This window comes from Ruminococcus flavefaciens (genome assembly GCF_900119075.1).
In the GTDB taxonomy this organism is placed as follows: domain Bacteria; phylum Bacillota; class Clostridia; order Oscillospirales; family Ruminococcaceae; genus Ruminococcus; species Ruminococcus flavefaciens_Q.
Genome location: NZ_FPIP01000009.1, coordinates 82,511 through 102,235 on the forward strand (window position 1 = coordinate 82,511; position 19,725 = coordinate 102,235).

Below are 19,725 nucleotides of genomic sequence, written 5' to 3' on the forward strand. Positions count from 1 at the left end.
CTAACTATGGACAGATAAGAACAACAGAAGGATAAATAAAAACCGCACATCGTAAGATGTGCGGTTTGTTTTACCTTAATGCATAAAGCTTTTTGAAATCCGTAGGCGTACAGTGCTTTATCTCCTTGAAGATACGGTTGAAGGTGGTCAGGCTCTTGAAGCCCGAACGCATAGCCACTTCCGTAATAGGTATGCTCGGGTCGAGCAGGAGAAGCTCTGCTGCCTTGGTACGTCTTGCATTTATGTACTGCAAGTATGACATTGAGTTATACTGCTTGAATATACGCGAGAAATGGTATTTGCTGTAGCCTGCAACGTCGGCAAGCTGCTCCAGAGTGATATCGTACATGAAGTTATTGTCGATATACTTGAGAACTGTACCGAACTTTTCACTGTACTCGTCTATCTTCTCGTCGTCGCAGTCCATAACTATCTTCTGCTGCTCCAGCTGATATTCGCGGAGTGCCATAAACAGCTCGATGACCTTGACGTATATCTTAACGTCAGCCAGCTCGGACTTTGAGTTATACAGCGACAGGATATCCAGCATTGTCTTTTTAGCCAGTACGTGAAGCTCCTTATCCATATCACCATTGATAAGGACAGGTGCATTCAGCGAACGCATAACAGGCTCAAGAGCGGATATCTCGCCGAGTATACTGTTATCGCACTGGAAGATTATACGTCTTCCCGGGATAGCGGGCATACTGTGGAGCTCGCCGGGCGGAATGATGAGAACATCATTCTCGGGTACGAGATAGTCCATAGCGTTGACAGTTACGGTGTATTCATTTTTGATAGGCATAATGAGTTCGACTGCGTTATGCCAGTGCACGGGGTACTCTTCGTTCTGGACATTATCATAGAGCATGGCATATTTTTGAGTGTCATACTCAACGGTCTCAAAGTCACCCGAAAGATGTTTTATCATGTATATCGCCCCCCCTCTGAGGCTCGTTTTAGCAATGGTGTTGACCAAATATTGCTGTCTTTTTCATGCGTTTATCTATTGTGTTAATACCATTATAATCTATATGCCGTATTTTGTAAATGCTTTTTGTATAACTTTGTGAAAACTATACAAATAGACCAACCAAATTTTGCGCAATATGGAAAGAGCGATTGTTAGTATAAAAACTGCTTTGTAAAGGGCATAATACGTCAGTACGACAAAAACCCCCGATGACCGCATATCATCGGGGGAAATGAGTTTATTTTACTGCTCCGGTGTATCTTCACCGTCAAACTCAGAGTTTGTATCAGTATAGTACTGAGTATCTTCGTCGTCGGTGTGATCCTGAGCGTCTCTGTTTTCGTCGTAGCTGTATACGTAGTCGCCGTTATCTGAGCTGTCCTGTGCGGGAGCTGCGGGAGCAGCAGCCTTTGGAGCAGCCATCTTGCCGCCGAGGAAGCCAGCCAGCAGAGCTCTGATGTCAACGCCTGTAGACGCTGTAAGACCATCGGTGATCCTTGTGGTGGAGTCGATGATGTCGCCAACCAGCTTGCTGGAATTGCCTTCGCCGTACATTGTGATCTTGTCGACCTGCGACAGAGGAGTAGCGGCGTTCTTAACAACTTCTGGGAGAGCCTTGAAGTACATTTCAAGCACAGCAGCCTCGCCGTACTTCTTCATAGCCTCAGCCTTAGCGTTGATACCCTCAGCCTCAGCAAGACCTTTCGCGCGGATAGCGTCCGCCTCAGCCTTACCTACAGCAGCGATACCTTCAGCCTCCTGCATTTTGGCGTACTTCTGAGCTTCAGCCTCAGCCTTCTGAGCCTCAGCCTCCTGCTCACGCTGGAAACGATCGGCTTCAGCCTCTTTCTTCAGCTGATAGAGCTTAGCGTCGGCTTCCTGCTGAGCCTTGTAGCGGTCAGCCTCAGCCTTCTTCTTGATCTGAGCTTCGAGAGCCTTTTCTGTTACCTCTGCCTCGCGAGCCTTGAGCTCAACGTCCTTTTCGGAAGCAGCGATATTAGCGTTAGCCTTTGAAACCTCGATAGACTTACGCTGCTCTTCCTTCTGGATCTCGTAAGCAGCGTCAGCGATAGCGAGCTGTGTATCAGCTTCTTTTTTGAGTTCAGCCTGACGGATAGCCAGTTCGTTGTTCTTCTGAGCGATCTCGGTCTCAGCGAGTATCTTAGCGTCGTTGGCTTCTTTCTTAGCCTGAGCCTTGGCGATCTCGATCTCCTTTTCAGACTCAGCTCTTGCGATAGCAGCCTTCTTCTGGATCTTTGTGGTGTTGTCGATACCGAGATTCTCGATAAGGTTCTGGTCGTCGGTAAAGTTCTGAACGTTGAATGAAACAATTTCAAGTCCCATTCTGTTCAGGTCAGGAGCTGCGTTTTCCTGAACCTTCTCAGCGAAAGCCTTACGGTCGTTGACCATAGCCTCGAGAGACATCTGACCAACGATCTCACGCATATTACCTTCAAGAACCTCTCTTGCAACCTTTGCAACATAAGCTGTGTCCTTGTTAAGGAAGTTCTCAGCGCCCAGCTTGATGAGCTGAGGATCGCTGCTGACCTTAACGTTTACGTTAGCGTCAACGTTGATGTTGATGTAGTCCGCAGTAGGAACAGCGCTTGAAGTCTTTACGTCAACGGCGATAAGCTGTAACTTCAGCTTATCCACACGCTCGAAGAAGGGAATGCGGATGCTTGCCTTACCGATTATGATCTTCTTTCTCAGACCTGAGATGATGTACGCAGTATCCGGCGGAGCCTTTATGTAACCTGTGAATATTATAATGAGTAATAGGATGATGCCGATTCCGGCAGGGATTACGATTCCCCAGTTGATGTTGTCAAACATATAAACCTCCATATCATACTAAAAATGTGCTTATGCGGAGCACTTGTTTTACAGCGTTCGACTTATCTCGACCGCATGATAGTATTATATATTATTTTTATGACTTTGTCAATATGCCACAAATCATTACAGCTTGTATAGATATAAACTTGCATTTATGCATAATGCACAGAAGATAATATCACAAAAACAAGTTCATATGAACCTTTTAAATAGTTTCAAGAACTCAGAACTGTAGCTGTAGCCCGATTTTATCCTCTTCGGCTAATTATTACAGTTTGATTACAGTTTTCGAACACATCTCCTCTGCGAAATATTGACATAAATATGTATATACAATGTGATTGACAAAAGGCTGACGAAGTGGTAAAATATTATAGCATGACATCTGCGGCAATAATATATAAATTACTGCCGCAGTTTTTGTGCAGGCGTACAAAGATAAGGCTTGACGGAAAAAAGTGTGCATTTCTGCGACATTTATATTACGAGAAGCTTATCGGCGGAAGGAAGTGAAGCTGTTGATAGAGCCCGAACATTGCACGCTGATAATAGAGAGGTACTACCGCGAGATATTCAGCTATTGCTACGCGAAGCTCGGCTACAGCTACCATTCCGCAGAGGACTGTACACAGGAGGTGTTTGTGGTATTCTTTCAGAAGCACGAAAAGCTTGAGGATACCGACAATATAAGACTATGGCTGTACAGGACGGCAGACAACGTAATAAAGACGTTCCTGCGAAAGAGTCCCCCTGCGGTCAGCCTCGAAGAGAGCGCTGAGGCGATGAATATCGCAGACAGCGGCGGATTTGACGACACAGACGAAAGCCTGCTGGACATTCTCGGGCCCGACGAGCGAAAGCTTCTTGAGCTCTACTACGACAGCGACTACGGACAACGAAACGAAGCGGCAAAGCGGTTGGGATTGTCCCTGCCCGCACTCTACAGAAAGATACACAAGATAAAAAAGAAGCTTCGCGCCGCAGGAAAAAGGTCCGCGGACGCTATCATGGATAAGGAGTGATACCGTTGAAGAAAAAAGCTATCACAGATAAGCTTTCTGATAAGAATATGCTTGACGATCTGCAAGCCCTTCTGAATGAGGAGCTTGCCAAGCCGTTAGAGGAGCGTGATCTTGATGCCATTGAGAAAATCACCAACGCTATGGTCGATATTAATGACGAAGAAATTCCGCAGCCTGTTCCAGCGGAGAAAGTCCTCGCAGAGGCAGCGGCAAGAAAGAAACGACACAGGATCGTACTGCTGCGCAAATGGGCGGCAGTCCTCAGCGCCTGCTTCGCGCTCTGTATCGGACTCAACTTCTACACCCTCAGAACATACGGCTCAAACGTATTTGAAGCAATGATAAATATGGCAAGATCGGGCTTCAGTATAGACACCAGCCAGCTCAGGGACATTGATCCTGCGGCTCCTGTGGCAGCTTCTACCACAGCTACGACTGCGGGTATCTATACTACTACGACCACAGTTGCCGCAACTCAGGTGTCAGGAATGTTTACAACTACAGTGCCGGGCACATATGCAACTGCTGTAACTGCTACAAACGTTCCTGCTTCTACGACAACTGTCCCTGTTCCCGCAGGCGACAGCCCTATGGCAAATATGCTTAGCAGATGTGATGAGGAAGCAGTCGGAATGGCTGAGGAGATGCTCACCAAAGCCGAGACCGTCGGTATATATCCGTGCTATCCGACTCAGCTGCCCACGGACTTCGGCAGCATGACCTGCACCGATTTCCATAATGAGAAGCTCAAGGACTCAAACGACTGCTATTTCACATTTGAGAATTCAGCTTCAAAGATAGATATCACCGTTGAGGAATACTATTCCGAAGAGCTCCTGCCGAATGTTCTCGTTCCCAGTGATGATGATTCCTATGATATATTCAGGGGCAAAGAGATAAGCGGCTTTATAATGGGCGATTCAAGGAAATGTACAGCGGTGTTCGTTTACGGCAATACGGTCTATACTCTCCACGGCTCGGGAGTGAACTACAACGAGCTGGAAGTAATAGCTGAAGGCTTTGTTCCGTATCCCTCGGAATTCATAAAGAAGTGAGGGCGGCGGAATGAAGAAGAAATACATTACAGCTGCCTTTTTAGGACTGCTGCTTGTGGGCGCACCTGTACAGATGAACGCTGTATCGGTGGATAACAGCTACTATGAGCAGTACCAGAGGGCTATCGGACTAATTGAAAAATGCTCTGTAAGATGTTCCTCAGCAGGCAAAGGGCTTCTTGAGATATCTGCGAAAACTCAGGTATCAGGCAAGATGAACGAGGTCGGCTTCAAGAATATAGTTGTACAGCGAAGCAGTGACGGAAGAAACTGGCAGGACGAAGTGACTGTCGGAGACAAAACGGCGAAAAATACCAAGTATTACAATCTGGACGGCTATGCCGTAAATGTTCGGGGCGGATACTATTACAGAGTGGTCTGCGTTCACTACGCAAACGGAGCTCTTTACGGCGAAAACGAGGTATTCACCCAGACAGCGGAGAATACGGCTTCGGGCGTATGGGTAGATGAGAAGCCTGTTACGACAACATCAACTACGCCGACCACCACCACAACAACAAAGGTGACGACTAACACAAGGCTTACGACCACCACAAGAGTGACAACAACTGTGAAAAACACAGGTGTGACTACATCAAAGATGACCACGTCGGCTTCAGAGACTATGGTCAAGAGGGCGACAGAGACAAAGAGCGCAGCATATGCTCGGACTTCGGAAACGAGTACCACAAAAGCTGCTGCGGCAACTTCCACAAAGGCTGTAGGAGCCAAAAGCGTACCGAATACAGGCGATAAGCCGCCTGTAATGACGTTTGCGGCACTTTGCAGTGCAGGAGCAGCGGCGTTGTTCCTGCGTGATAAAAAGAACGGACGGAGCTGAACCAAGGGGGACAAACGGTAAATATGCTGCGGCAGCTTAGCGCTCATCTGCACGGGCGTCAGGCATATGCGGTATATGACAGCTTCAAGAATCGGCAAATCAAATATTTAATCTATCCCTATCCGCAGCACTCGGACGGGGATTTTTTTGTCTTGACTGCGTTGACAATGCAGTGTAAACGCTATATAATTAATGTAGATAAATCAAAATTTAGCGTAATTACTTGTGGAATCCATGAATGGGATTCCAAAGGGACTGTGTTCCTTTGGTCAGGTCAAGGGCAGACAGCCCTTGTGGGGTGTGGGGCAAAGCCCCACAGTTACGAAGGCGCTCCGCAAGGGGTGAATCAAAAAACAGTCCAGTGGACTGTTTTTTGAGAGGGGACGCCCTGCAAGTGAGGGCGTCCCTTAACGGGGCGATGTGGTCATCGCCCCCTACAAATGTAAATTATGATTTAAGGGGGTTATGTATGAAGCTTATCCATTTATCAGATCTTCACCTCGGCAAGAGACTGAACGAATTCTCGCTTATTGAGGATCAGGAGTTCATTCTCCGCGAGATATACAGCATAATATCAGAGGAGCGCCCCGATATCATCGTTATCGCAGGGGATATCTACGACAAGCCCGTGCCCTCTGCGGAGGCTGTTAAGCTCTTTGACGACTTCCTCACAAAGGCGGCGGAGCAGACAAAGCATATCTTTGTCATAAGCGGCAACCATGATTCTGCGGAGCGCATAGCCTTCGGCTCTCATATCATGGAGAAAAGCGGCATACATATGTCGCCTGTGTACGACGGAAATATCGTACCTACTATATTAAGCGACGAGTACGGAGACTTCGGCGTGTATATGCTGCCATTTATCAAGCCTGTCAGCGTAAGAAGGTTCTTCCCTGATACTGAAATAGAGACCTACACCGACGCCGTGAATACCGCAGTTGACGCCATGAATGCGGACTTTTCGCGGCGCAATATCCTTATTACTCACCAGTTCGTTACGGGAGCTCAGAAAAGCGACTCCGAGGAGATATCGGTAGGCGGTACAGACAATGTGGACAGCTCCGCATTTGACGGCTTCGACTATGTTGCGCTGGGACATATCCACAGTCCCCAGAATGTGGGCGACGAGAGGATACGCTACTGCGGAACTCCGCTGAAATACTCATTTTCCGAGGCGAATCAGGAGAAGTCCGTAACGGTTGTGGACTTCGGTGTAAAAGGCGATATCACCGTAAGAACAGTCCCTCTTGGACCTCTCCGTGATATGCGTGTAGTGAGGGGCAGCTTCGACTGCATATGCTCAAAGGAGTGCAGCTCCGCAGGTAATACCGAGGACTATATCCATGCAGTGCTAACCGACGAGGAGGATATCCCCGAGGCTATGGGACGGCTCCGCGCTGTTTACCCCAATATAATGAGCCTTGAATACGATAACCGCCGCACAAGGAGCTCCCACGGCAGTATCGAGACAGCCGACGCCGACAACAGGCTGCCTATCGAGCTTTTTGAGGAGTTCTACAAGCTTGCCAACGGCGGCGAGATGTCAGAGCAGCAACGTGAGCTTGCTCAGTCGCTGATAGAGAAGATATGGGAGGAAGAAGCATGAGACCGATAAAACTTGAAATATCAGGCTTCGGACCATATGCCGAAAAAACGGTCCTTGACCTTGAAGCTCTCGGAAACAGCGGACTTTACCTTATCACAGGCGATACGGGAGCAGGCAAGACCACCATATTCGACGCCATAACCTATGCGCTGTACGGCAGTGCCAGCGGCGTGAACCGCGACGACGATTCTATGCTTCGCTCGAAGTATTCCTCGCTGGATACTCCGACGTATGTGGAGCTGGTTTTCGACTACGCAGGCAAGCGCTACATCGTAAACCGCAACCCGTCCTATACCCGACAGGCGAAGCGCGGCGGCGGTGTTGCACAGCAGCCTGCAAACGCCGTTTTTACATATCCCGACGGCAGGGCAGTTTCGGGCAAACGGGACGTTGACGCAGCAGTTGCCGAGGTCATAGGGCTCAGCGAAAAGCAGTTCAAGCAGATAGCCATGATAGCGCAGGGCGATTTCATGAAGCTCATAACCGAGGACACCACACAGCGCCGCGAGATACTGCGTCATATCTTCAAGACCAAGAATTACCAGACATTGCAGGAGGCGTTGAGAGTTCAGAGCAGTACATTGAAAAGCGGCTGTGACAGGCTCCGTGAGGGCTTGAAGCAGTACATTGAGGGCATAGTCTGCGCCGAGGACGACGAGCTTGCTTCCGAGGTGGAAAAGCTCCGCGAGGAAATGCCGCCGTTGGAGTATATCACAGATGTGATGAACAAGCTCATAAGCCGTGACAAGGCTCAGTCTGAGGTGTGCGAGCGCGAAAGCGAGGAGCTTGACAAGAGCCTTGAAGCCGTAAGTGCAAGGCTTGCAAAGGCAGAGGAAAAAGCACGTATAGAAGCTGACCGCGACCGCACATCCAAGGAGCTCAGTGAAGCTCAGCAGCGCCAGAAGCTCCTTGCGGACAAATACGAAACGGAAAAGGCTCGTCAGTCAAAGGTGACTGAGCTTATGGCGGAGTTGGCGGCTGTAGAAGCTGAAAGGGCGGAATATGAACGTGCGGCTGAGCAGGAGAGGCTCCTTGCCGAGGAGAAGAAGTCCCTTGGCAATGCCGTATCCGAGCTTGACAGCGCCGCCGCCGAGAAAGCCGCTTCGGAGAAGCGGCTGGAAACGCTGAAAGCAGAGCTTTCAGCTCTCGGCGGCACAGGCGAGAACAAGGCGAAGCTGGACGCGGAGCGCGAGAAGCTGAGCCGACGCAGCGATGAGCTGTACAGGCTGGCGGAGCAGATAACGGAATACGAAAACAGCAGCACAGAGCTGAAAAGGGCAGCCGCCGAGCTGAAGGAGCAGAGCTCCGAGCATGACAGGTTGGTGAAGCAGTGCGAGCTGCTGACGAAAGAGATATCGGAGCTGAAAAAGCGCCGCGGCGAGCTTGAGAGCTGCGGTGCGGAGAAAGAAAAGCTCCTGCGCAGCGAGGAGAGCCTGAAAAGCAGAAGCGCTCAGCTGAGAAAGCTGTCCGCGGATATAACCGAGAGCGAGAAGCGCGGCAGCGAATACGAGGAGGCGGCGGAGCTCTACAGCGAAGCCGCAGAAAAGGCGAGCCGACTTGCAGCCAGATATGAACAGGGCTACAGAGCCTTTCTTGACGACCGTGCAGGTGTCCTTGCAGAGCAGCTCCGCGAGGACGAGCCCTGCCCTGTGTGCGGCTCACGGGAGCACCCTGCGCCTGCGAAAAAATGCACCAATGCCCCCACAGAGGCGGAGCTGGAAAAGCTGAAAAAGCAGCTTGAACAGGCGCGGAGCTTCGCAGAAAAGCGCAGCGCTGAAGCTTCTGCCGCAAGGGCGAAGGCGAATGAACTGGAAAAGACATTGACATCACAGGTGAGGGAGCTTCTTGACTGCGATATGGCAGAAGCCGCAGAGCACTGCGCCACGGAGCTGCAAAGCAGTATCGAGCAGCTCAACGAGCTGGAAAAGAAGCTGACAGAGGCGGACAAGCTCATAGCCGAGCGCGAAAGGCTGGGGCGCGAAACGGAGTCTGCTGAAAAGCAGCAGACAGGCGTTATGGCGGCTGTTGCGGAAACAGACCGCAGTATAACGGAGCTCCGCAGCCGCAGGGATACCCTTGACGGCGGTGTGAAGCGGCTTCTCGCGGACGCTGAGAAGAAAGCTGCTGAGGTCATGGAGGGCGTCGCTTTTGACGATGTTCGTGAGAAAATAGCCTCGGAGCGAACCCTGCTGAATGCGAAAATTACGGATATTTCCGCGAAGATAGCCGAGGAAAACCAAAAGGCTCTCCATAAGGCGGAGCTTGAAAAGCTCATACCACAGTCAGAGCAGCTCATCAGCCGCCTGAGTACCGAAATCACCGAGCTTACCGTGAAAAAAGCGGCTTCCGATACGAGACTGGCGGAGCTGGGGCGTCAGCTTGCGGAGCTCCGCGGCAGACTGCGTTTTGAGAACGGCGAGAATGCCGAGATATACGCAGCGTCTCTGCGAAAGAAATGTGCTGATATAAAGGCGGCTTACGAAGCGGCTGAAACTGCCGTAAACGAGGGCGAAAAGTTGTGCTCGGGAATTGCAGGCAGACTGAAACAGCTTACGGAGCAGCTTGCGGACTTCGGAGATCTTGACGGTGAAAAGGAAACTGCCGAAAAATCGCGGTTCACAGCCGAAAAAGCAGCCCTTACTGCGAAGCTTCGCCAGCTTCACACAAGGCTGACCATAAATAAAACAGCCCTTGCAAACATCACCGACGGCTCTGCGGAGCTCTCGGAGCTTGAAAAGCGCTATGCATGGGTGAAAAATCTCTCGGATACAGCCAACGGAAAGCTCTCCGACCAGAGCAAGCTCATGCTGGAGACCTATATCCAGACCGCCTATTTTGACAGGATAATCCGCCGAGCTAACCTGCGCTTGAAGGTAATGTCCGACGGGCAGTACACCCTCAAAAGGCGTGAGGAATTCGAGGACAAGCGCACTCAGGTGGGACTTGACCTTGACGTTATCGACCATTACAACGGCTCGGTGCGCAGCGTGAAAACCTTGTCAGGCGGCGAGTCCTTCAAGGCTTCGCTTTCACTGGCACTGGGACTTTCCGACGAGATACAGTGCTCCGCAGGTGGCATACAGCTCGATACCATGTTTGTGGACGAGGGCTTCGGCTCGCTGGACGACAATTCCATAGAGCAGGCGGTCTGTGCTCTTGCAGGTCTGTCAGAGGGCAGACGTCTTGTGGGAATAATCTCCCACGTACAGGCGCTGAAACATCGTATCGACAAGCAGATAGTAGTCCGCAAGGACAAAAACGGCGGCAGCAATGCGGAGATAATAGTTTAGAGCTGAGAGCTGAGAGTTATGAGCCGCTTGCGGCGGCATCGGCTCTCAGCTTTTCTTATATAGAGCGCTGCTATAACAATATTTTTACTTTGTGCATTTTATCCAAATTATTCCAAATCTGTAAGCGGAAAATCCGCGTTTGCAGGGGGATATTACGGAAGATACTTGTAATTATTTACAAATTTTAGAGGCGGACTATCCGCTTTGTTGATTTTTGCTTAATGAAATGCTATAATTATATTGTTGAATTCATTTTTTCTTAAAAAACAACGCATAGAACTACCCTATGGAGTGATAGCAAAATGAAAATGACAAAATGTCCCGAGAAGCATCTCTACGATGCTGATAAATATGACAGCTGCCCTGTATGCGCTGAAAAAAATGAGCGCGGAAAGACTCCGAAAAAGGCAAAGGTCGTAAAGGTAAGAGCTGTCAAGGCTCGCCAGTCGGCAGAAGCAGAGGTAAAGCCCGCCGATACCAAGCCTGCACCAAAGGCAGAGCAGAAGCCAGCTGAGACCAAGCCTGCACCTAAAGCAGAGCAGAAACCAGCTGAGGTCAAGCCTGCGCCTAAAGCGGAGCAGAAGCCAGCTGAGACCAAGCCTGCGCCAAAGGCAGAGCAGAAGCCTGCTGAGACCAAGCCTGCGCCAAAGGCAGAGCAGAAACCAGCTGAGGCCAAGCCTGCGCCCAAGGCAGAGCAGAAGCCAGTTGAGACCAAGTCTGCTGTTCATGCAGAGCCAAAGGCAGAGCAGAAACCAGCCGAGACCAAGCCTGCGCCCAAGGCAGAGCAGAAGCCTGCCGATACTAAGCCTGCACCCAAAGCAGAGCAGAAGCCAGCCGAGACCAAGCCTGCGCCTAAAGCAGAGCAGAAGCCAGCCGAGACCAAGTCTGCTGTTCATGCAGAGCCAAAGGCTGCCGAGACCAAGTCTGCTGTTCATGCAGAGCCAAAGGCTGAGCCGAAAAAAGAAGCTGTAAGCGAGAAAAAGCAGAGCAAGGCTGTCCGTACTGACGACGGCGACGAGCTTGCGCAGAAGATAATGGACTCCATTCCCGAGTCCGAAAAGGAGAAGTTCAATGCTGACAAAAAGCCCGATATTCTCCATGATAAGAAGAAAATAGACACTTCTCCCGCTCCCGTAAAGCTGGATAAGGAGAAGTTTGGTGATAAGAAGTCCGAAGCTCCCAAAAAGGAAGAAAAGGCTGAGGAAAAGAAGCCCGAAGCTCCCAAAAAGGAAGAAAAGGCTGAGGAAAAGAAGCCCGAAGCTCCCAAAAAGGACGTAAAGGCTGAGGAAAAGAAGCCCGAAGCTCCCAAAAAGGAAGTAAAGGCTGAAGAAAAGAAGTCCGAAGCTCCCAAAAAGGAAGTAAAGGCTGAAGAAAAGAAGCCCGAAGCTCCCAAAAAGGAAGTAAAGGCTGAAGAAAAGAAGCCCGAAGCTCCCAAAAAGGAAGAAAAAGCTGAGGAAAAGAAGCCCGAAGCTCCAAAAAAGGAAGAAAAAGCTGAGGAAAAGAAGCCCGAAACACCAAAAAAGAAAGAAAAAAAAAAAGAAAAGAAGCTCGAAATACCCAAAGTATATGAGCATCACAAAAATGACGACGATGATTATGAGAAGTACGGCGACCTTATAAACGACGAGAATATCGAGATAGACGACGTCAACAACATGGCTATCGACAAGAACGGCACTCTCGTTAAGTATGTTGGTACTACCGAGTCTATCGTTATCCCCGAAAAGGTCAAGGTGGTAGGCAAGTATGCTTTCCGCGGCAATGAGACCGTGAAGAAGATAGTGATGTCCGACAGTATCCGCGTTGTGGATAAGTTCGCATTCTGCCACTGCTTCAACCTTGAAGAGGTGGTATTCTCCAAGAATCTCGAATCTATCGGCGAAAATGCCTTCCTCAAGTGCCTGAGGCTCAAGGAACTGAATCTGCCCGAATCTGTCAAGAAGATAGGCAAGGGCGCTTTCGGACGCTGCAACAGCCTTGAAAACGTGGTTCTTCCTGCTTATCTCCAGAGAATAAGCGACCTCATGTTCTTCTCCTGCAAGAGACTGAGAAGAATAGTTATCTCAGGTTCTGTTGAGGACATCGGCAGCGCGGCTTTTTCAGAGTGCTACAGCCTCAAAAAGATAATCATCTCCAATTCCGTTACTGCCATAGGCGAGAGCGCATTCTCATGGTGCAGGTCTCTGGAGTCCATAACTATCCCGCCGACTATCAAGAGCATAAGCAACTGGGCTTTCTACGGCTGTCAGAATCTTATGGATCTCAAGATAAGCATGAACACCAAGGATATCAAGGAAGACGCCTTCTGCGGCTGCGAGAGCCTCTGCAATATCCAGATAATGGAGTTCGAGGACGAGAATATCCCACTTGAAAACATTAAAAAAGGTCACAAGCAGACCATAAAGATACTTAAACAGGTCAACCGCAAAAAAGCTGAGCGCTATGCCAAGGAGCACGGCTTCAGTACACTGTTTATATGAAAGCAAAAACCGAGAGCATAACATAAACACTTATATAGAAGATTATAGTTAATTATGGGGGAAACCTTTCTGAAGAAAGGCTTTCCCCCATACCCCTTTCCAAAGACTTTTTTAGCTGATTTTTTCTCATATAGGGCTCGCCCAAAATAAAAAAACCCCGGAAAAAAAACAGAGCGAGCCCTATATGAGAAAAAATAAAACTGAAAGTTTTAGGGAGAGAGTTTGAGAGAAGCCCCTTTTTCAAAAGGGGTTCTCTCAATAATAAGCATAAAACTTCTTTATAAGTATCATGGTTATCTCTCGGTTTTTTACATTATAGAGGGAGTGAAGAAAAATGAAACTGTCTTAATTGAACTTTTTTTGTTTCCATGTTTATAATATACACCCCTTTTTTGTAAATTATCATATTGCAAAGTGAAAATGCTCGGAAAGCTTTGTGTGAAAAAGCTCGAAAATATGAAATACAGGGAGATTATCTGACAGTAATGTGAAAAGAATGAAATATTTTTCCACGAAGCACTTGACAATCATTTTTATAAGTGCTATAATACAAACATCAAATAAATGCGATGACGGAGAGAAGTAGCGCAGGATTTCGTTCCCAGAGAGTGTGGGCAGGGTGAGAGCCGCATATCAGAGTCTGTGTGAATAACACTCCCGAGCAGCAAACCCAAAGGGTGCCGGATCAAGTGGCAAGTTCCGAAGAGGGCTGTGTGACTGAAAGGGGCAGCGTGTGTTTTAGTGACATTGCGTGTAAATGGCTCAGAGATCAAACGGTATTCGAGTAGGGGAGACGTATTCCGCACGTTACAGCGGCTCAAAAGTGATCGCTTTTGCGGTAATTCAGGTGGCACCACGGGTATTATGCCCCGTCCTGTAGTTTCAGGACGGGGCTTTTTGTATTTATGCTCGTCCTGCATAATATATTCTTATATATTGAAAGGAAGAACACTTATGAAACACATCGACGTAAAGGAGATAATCTCCACAAAGGACTATGTAGGCAAGGAAGTAACAGTCTGCGGCTGGGTACGTACATCGCGTAACTCCAAGAGCGTGGCTTTCGTTGAGGTAAACGACGGTACATCACTGAAAAACGTACAGGTCGTAGTTGACAAGGGCGACAGCGACTACAAGGAGCCAAGAGTTGGTATGTCCGTAAAGGTAACAGGTACTGCTGTTGAGGGCAGAAACGAGACTGTCGAGATAAACGCTGTTCCCGAGGGTATCACCGTACTGGGCGACGCTCCTACAGATTATCCTCTCCAGAAAAAGGGACACACACTTGAATTTCTCCGTACTATCCCTCACCTCAGAGGCAGAACGAATACATTCAATGCAGTATGGCGTGTACGTTCAGTGCTTGCTGCTGCTATCCACGAGTACTTCCAGACACACAACTACGTTTATGTAAATACTCCCCTTATCACAGGCAGCGACTGTGAGGGCGCAGGCGAGATGTTCCAGGTAACTACTATCGGCTACAGCAAGGACTACAAGAACGAGGAGGAGTACTACGCTAACGACTTCTTCGGCAGAAAGGCTGGTCTTTCCGTATCAGGTCAGCTTGAGGGCGAAATGGCTGCAATGGCTATGGGTAAGATATACACCTTCGGTCCTTCATTCAGAGCCGAGAATTCCAATACTCCAAAGCACCTTGCCGAGTTCTGGCACGTTGAGCCTGAGGTAGCCTTCGCAGAGCTCGACGACGTTATCGAGATAGCTGAGAATATGCTGAAATACGTTATCCGCAAGCTCCTTGATACCTGTCCTGACGATATGAAGTTCTTTGACGCTCACTTTGAAAAGGGACTTATCGCTCGTCTTGAGGAGCTTATCTCCCACGACTTTGCAAGAGTAACATATACAGAGGCTATCGAGCTTCTCAAGAAGTCAGGCGAGAACTTCGTATATCCTGTAGAGTGGGGCTGCGACCTCCAGACAGAGCACGAGAGATACCTCTCCGAGAAGGTATTCAAGAAGGCTGTATTCGTAACAGACTATCCGAAGGAGATAAAGTCATTCTACATGAAGCAGAATCCCGACGGCAAGACCGTTGCGGCAGTTGACCTCCTTGTACCGGGCGTCGGCGAGATAATCGGCGGCAGCGAGAGAGAGGCTGACTACGAGAAGCTTATCGCTGCAATGAACGAGAGAAAGATGAATCTCGACCTCTACAGCGACTACCTCGACCTCAGAAAGTTCGGCTCAGTGCCTCACGGCGGCTTTGGTCTGGGCTTCGAGAGACTTATCATGTATACAACAGGCATGGCAAATATCCGCGACGTAATACTGTTCCCGAGAACAGTCGGCTCTATCAGATAATTCAGCCATAAGCACTTGTAGGGGACGCCGCCCTCGGCGTCCCGCAAAAAAATTTTATATTGGAACGCCGAGGGCGGCGTTCCCTAATTAAAAACGTGCAGCACAGAAAGCATCAATGGCGCTGTTTTCTGTTAAATATATCTTAATGTAAAGGAAAGTGATCTCTATGTCAAAAAAGCTGTATATCCCCAAGGACTATAAATCAGTCCTCACACTGAGAGAAACTCAGCACGCTATCAAATATATCAAGGACGTATTCCAGCAGGCTCTTTCATTTGCTCTTACTCTGGACAGAGTATCTGCTCCCCTTATCGTTAAAAAGGGCAGCGGTATAAACGACGACCTCAACGGCGTTGAGCGCAAGGTCGACTTCGATATCAAGGAGATCGCCGCAGAAGCAGAGGTAGTCCAGTCACTTGCAAAGTGGAAGCGTATGGCACTCTATCGCTATGGTTATAATCCGGGCGAGGGTATCTACACAGATATGAACGCTATCCGCCGTGATGACGATACAGATAATACCCACTCAATTTTCGTTGACCAGTGGGACTGGGAAAAGGTCATCACACGGGACCAGAGAAATATCCAGTTCCTTAAGGATACTGTAAAGTCACTGGTAAAGGCAATCGCTTATACAAAGCGCAAGGTAAGTCTCCGCTATCCACAGCTTGCAGCTAAGGTATGCGACGAGCCTTACTTCATTACAACTCAGGAGCTTGAGGATATGTATCCCGACAAGACAGGCCACGAGCGTGAGCGCCTTATCACTAAGGAGCACGGCACGGTATTCCTCATGGGTATCGGCGGCAAGCTTGCCAGCGGCGAGAAGCACGACGGCAGAGCTCCCGACTATGACGACTGGGCTCTCAACGGCGATATCCTCTTCTGGGACGAGGTGCTTGACGATTCACTGGAGATATCCTCAATGGGTATCCGTGTTGACGCTGAGTCACTGAAAAAGCAGCTTGCAGAGTGCGGCGCAGAGGACAGAATGCAGTACAAGTATCATCAGATGATAGCAGACGGCACACTTCCGCTCACTATCGGCGGCGGTATCGGACAGTCAAGACTTTGTATGTTCATGCTTGAAAAGGCGCATATCGGCGAGGTTCAGTCCTCAATTTGGCCAGATGACATGATAGCAAAGTGCGCAGAAAACGGAATCACACTGCTTTGATATTATAAATCAGAATTTAGCGTAATTACTTGTGGAATCCATGAATGGGATTCCAAAGGGACTGTGTTCCTTTGGCGGAGTGACTCCCCATAAAATGGGGAGATGTCGCGAAGCGACAGAGGGGACGTACCTGTTAGGTCAGAGGCAGCGCCTCTGGTAGGGTGTGGGGCAAAGTCCCACAGTTACAAAGCGCCCCGCAAGGGGTGAATCAAAAAACAGTCCAGTGGACTGTTTTTTGAGAGGGTGACTCCCTGCTGTGCAGGGAGATGTCAGCTTTGCTGACAGAGGGTGCCGAGCCCGATTAGGGACGCCCTGCAAGTGAGGGCGTCCCTTAACGGGGCGATGTAGGCATCACCCCCTACATTGGGACGTCGAGGACGCCGTCCCCTACAAATTTAAATTTTGATTTATGCAGAAAAACCTCCCGAAAGACAGATCCTTTCGGGAGGTTTTTATTATTACGGATAATAATAGTCCAGCAGGAGATTCACCACCATGGAATATGCGCGGATACCGTCGTCTCTGCCGTTCATGCGGATATTGGTATCTATCGCTGCGGTGGAGGCTTCGCTGACTGCTTCGGTGGATATGACCTCCTTTGAGGCGTTCTCTTCCCAGTAATTCTCAGGCATGAATCTGAACCAGTCGCTGAGGACCTCGTCTGAGATATACTCCGAAAGAGGCATAGCCGTTTCTATCTCGTTCTCCCAGACGGCATTATGTACGTACTCAAGAGCGTCAAGGTAGCCTGAGTACTGAAACTCCACATTATCGCTGCCTGTAGCCGCGGCAAATGAGATAAAGTTGGCTTCGTCCTCCTGTATGAAGCCTTTAAGATGAGCAAGCTCATGGCAGACCGTTGAGGGCAGATTCGCCCTTACCATGTCGTCGTTGTAGTTGGCTTCGATAGTGTAGGGGAGATATATTCCCGTCAGATTGGACTGGCTCATGAAGTATGAGAACTGTATGGGCTTTGCCTTGGGATAATAGCCGCGGAGCTGAGGGTATTTCTCACTTGCACGTTTCATGGCTGTCCGTGCTTCGCTGTTGAAATCGCAGGTAAGAGTAAAGCAGCCCTCGTCGTCACGTGGAACTTCCTTTGCAAGCTCATTGCACTTTTTTATCAGCGCCCCGTAGAGCTCCGTTATCTCCTCGTCGGTGTGCTCGTGGGAGTCGGGGAAGTACTTCTCCGAAAACGGCGTACACTGATACATTATGAAGCAGTTCATGGTCTCGGTAACGGTGACGTAGCAGATTATCCACAGGACGAATGTGCCTGCAAATGCTGCTATTTTCTTACGTCTGCCCTTTGCGAAAATGAGCAGGATAAGAAACAGCGGTATGCCGAATATTACAAGAGCTACAGCGGCGACTGTCAGCATTTCTCCCAGCGAAAATGGAAAAAGTCCGCTGACAAAGGATATGCAGTCCGATATGTGGGGGAATATTTTTGTGACGTAGAAGTCCGCAAAGGGACGACTGAAACGTGCGATAATGTTTATGATTATCATTAGTCCTATTAGTATCAGCGGAACGCTGTATCGTTTTTTCACGGCTGACCTCCCGAAAGGATAGTTTTTCTTTAAGTATAGCACAAAATCACATATTTGGCAACAAATCAATAAAAAACAGTTTTATGAAAATAATCCCAGTACTGTATTTGCTTATTGAGAATATGAATGGCTAATGGCTGGGGCGGATATTATCCGCCCATATGCCACTGTATACTTGCACAAATCTATCGAAATATTTTGTGCAGGCGTACAAATTTCGGCTTTTTTTGCGAAAAAGGTGAGAGATTTCAAGAGCATAAACGTCTAATTAATAGAAAGAAGAAACCATCTCTATCGTTAATATACATTCAAAAGGAGGTCATCTTATGAAAAAAAGGCTATTATCAGCTGTTCTTGCAGCTGCTCTTTCAATGACAGCTCTGACGGCAGTCCCGACTGCTGTGACAGCAGAGACCGCTCCTGAAACTGCGGCTTCGGAAGAAACTGCCCAGACAAAGAATTACTGGATATTTTATAAGAATATCGACACCTCGGAGATAGACACGATCGTTTCTCAAAAAACTCACGATTATCAGTACTCGCTGTATGATACTGTAAGCGACCAGAGAGAGATCGAGAAAATGGTCACAGATTATTATAAGAGAATTCGCCTTGATATGCTGAAGGAAGCCTTCGCAGAGAAGTCAGCAGAGATACTCAGCGAGCTGGGTGTTGAGCCCTCCGCCGCATGGTGCAGCCAGTTTACCCCGTCTATAGTATGTTCTCTCACAGACGAGCAGTATCAAAAGGCTCTGAATTCTGACATAATAACCGAGATAAACCTCTATACACCGCCTGACCTCCAGCCTGTCACTGACATTGCAGACGCTCTTGAAAAAAAGGAAGAAATCCTCAACGCCTACACCCGCAGCACCGACGGAAAATCTCTCTGCGATGATTATGTTAAGTTTGATGTTGTATTAAACGCAGGCAAGGACAACAGGACCGACTATCTTGTGGTCTACGGCTTAAAGAGCAAGGACGATATAAGCAAGGTAAAATCACAGCTGGATAGGAAGCATTTCTGGGAGAACCCCACAATGGAGCTTTACAGCGGCGTTAGTCTCTATGACATTGCAAAAAGTCAGGGGAACCGTATAACACCTGTCATTTTTGTGGAGGACGAAGCTCTTGGCTGGGCATTTCCCGTATCCGTCAAGGAATACTCAGAGCAGGTCGGCTTTGACGTTTCTCCATACATCATAAGCCTCGGCGACGGCAACGGCGACTATAAGATAGACGCTGTTGACGCTTCAGAAGCTCTGAGCCTTTACTCAAAGGTGCAGACCGACAATGGCGGAGCTTATACTGCCGACCAGCTCAAACACCTTGACGTTGACAAGGACGGAGCTGTGAACGCCCTCGACGCGTCGGCTATCCTGTCCTATTATGCATTCACAGCAACAGGCGGCGAGGCTTCTCTCCCTGATTTCCTTAAATAAGGGGTAATCGTAAAAGTCGTTTTACCTATGAATGGGATTCCAAAGGGACTGTGTCCCTTTGGTCAGGTCAAGGGCTGAAAGCCCTTGCAGGGTGACTCCCCACAGTGTGGGGAGATATCGCA

At 48.8% G+C, this 19,725-nt stretch carries 12 protein-coding genes and 1 other annotated feature; of the genes, 9 read left to right on the forward strand and 3 right to left on the reverse strand.

The window, feature by feature from the left end:
- Nucleotides 1–70 precede the first annotated feature (70 nt).
- Nucleotides 71–931: an AraC family transcriptional regulator gene (locus tag BT105_RS12235; RefSeq protein ID WP_072301004.1), complete on the reverse strand. Its 861-nt coding sequence runs from the start codon at nucleotides 929–931 to the stop codon at nucleotides 71–73.
- 285 nt (nucleotides 932–1,216) lie between these two features.
- Complete coding sequence (locus BT105_RS12240) at nucleotides 1,217–2,809, reverse strand: flotillin family protein (RefSeq protein ID WP_072301005.1); 1,593 nt, start codon at nucleotides 2,807–2,809, stop codon at nucleotides 1,217–1,219.
- 512 nt (nucleotides 2,810–3,321) lie between these two features.
- Between BT105_RS12240 and BT105_RS12245 the strand changes: the two genes are divergently transcribed.
- The 8 genes from BT105_RS12245 to asnA all read left to right on the forward strand — a co-directional run bounded on the left by BT105_RS12245 (nucleotide 3,322) and on the right by asnA (nucleotide 16,608).
- A complete protein-coding gene (locus BT105_RS12245; protein WP_177243985.1) occupies nucleotides 3,322–3,834 on the forward strand; it encodes an RNA polymerase sigma factor in 513 nt (170 codons plus the stop codon).
- A gap of 5 nt (nucleotides 3,835–3,839) precedes the next feature.
- Nucleotides 3,840–4,889 carry a DUF4367 domain-containing protein gene (locus BT105_RS12250; RefSeq protein WP_072301007.1) on the forward strand — a complete coding sequence of 350 codons (1,050 nt, stop codon included), beginning with the start codon at nucleotides 3,840–3,842 and terminating at the stop codon, nucleotides 4,887–4,889.
- A gap of 10 nt (nucleotides 4,890–4,899) precedes the next feature.
- Nucleotides 4,900–5,730 carry a hypothetical protein gene (locus BT105_RS12255; protein WP_072301008.1) on the forward strand — a complete coding sequence of 277 codons (831 nt, stop codon included), beginning with the start codon at nucleotides 4,900–4,902 and terminating at the stop codon, nucleotides 5,728–5,730.
- 469 nt (nucleotides 5,731–6,199) lie between these two features.
- Nucleotides 6,200–7,336: an exonuclease SbcCD subunit D gene (locus BT105_RS12265; protein WP_072301010.1), complete on the forward strand. Its 1,137-nt coding sequence runs from the start codon at nucleotides 6,200–6,202 to the stop codon at nucleotides 7,334–7,336.
- Complete coding sequence (locus tag BT105_RS12270) at nucleotides 7,333–10,626, forward strand: SbcC/MukB-like Walker B domain-containing protein (RefSeq protein ID WP_072301011.1); 3,294 nt, start codon at nucleotides 7,333–7,335, stop codon at nucleotides 10,624–10,626. The genes BT105_RS12265 and BT105_RS12270 overlap by 4 nt, the downstream gene beginning before the upstream one ends.
- 302 nt (nucleotides 10,627–10,928) lie before the next feature.
- Nucleotides 10,929–13,106, forward strand: a complete 2,178-nt coding sequence (locus BT105_RS15375; protein WP_072301012.1) for a leucine-rich repeat domain-containing protein — start codon at nucleotides 10,929–10,931, stop codon at nucleotides 13,104–13,106.
- Between the two features lie 560 nt (nucleotides 13,107–13,666).
- Nucleotides 13,667–13,986, forward strand: a binding site (T-box leader).
- A 74-nt stretch (nucleotides 13,987–14,060) separates the two neighbouring features.
- Nucleotides 14,061–15,431 (forward strand): asparagine--tRNA ligase, encoded by a 1,371-nt coding sequence (asnS, locus tag BT105_RS12280; RefSeq protein ID WP_072301013.1) that lies wholly within the window; start codon nucleotides 14,061–14,063, stop codon nucleotides 15,429–15,431.
- A 166-nt stretch (nucleotides 15,432–15,597) separates the two neighbouring features.
- Nucleotides 15,598–16,608 (forward strand): aspartate--ammonia ligase, encoded by a 1,011-nt coding sequence (gene asnA / locus BT105_RS12285; protein WP_072301014.1) that lies wholly within the window; start codon nucleotides 15,598–15,600, stop codon nucleotides 16,606–16,608.
- A 458-nt stretch (nucleotides 16,609–17,066) separates the two neighbouring features.
- Here asnA and BT105_RS12290 read toward each other — a convergent pair whose 3' ends face one another.
- A complete protein-coding gene (locus tag BT105_RS12290; protein WP_072301015.1) occupies nucleotides 17,067–18,161 on the reverse strand; it encodes a DUF3810 domain-containing protein in 1,095 nt (364 codons plus the stop codon).
- A gap of 326 nt (nucleotides 18,162–18,487) precedes the next feature.
- Here BT105_RS12290 and BT105_RS12295 point away from each other — a divergent pair, with 326 nt between their 5' ends.
- Nucleotides 18,488–19,603: a dockerin type I domain-containing protein gene (locus tag BT105_RS12295; RefSeq protein WP_072301016.1), complete on the forward strand. Its 1,116-nt coding sequence runs from the start codon at nucleotides 18,488–18,490 to the stop codon at nucleotides 19,601–19,603.
- Nucleotides 19,604–19,725: the final 122 nt, after the last annotated feature.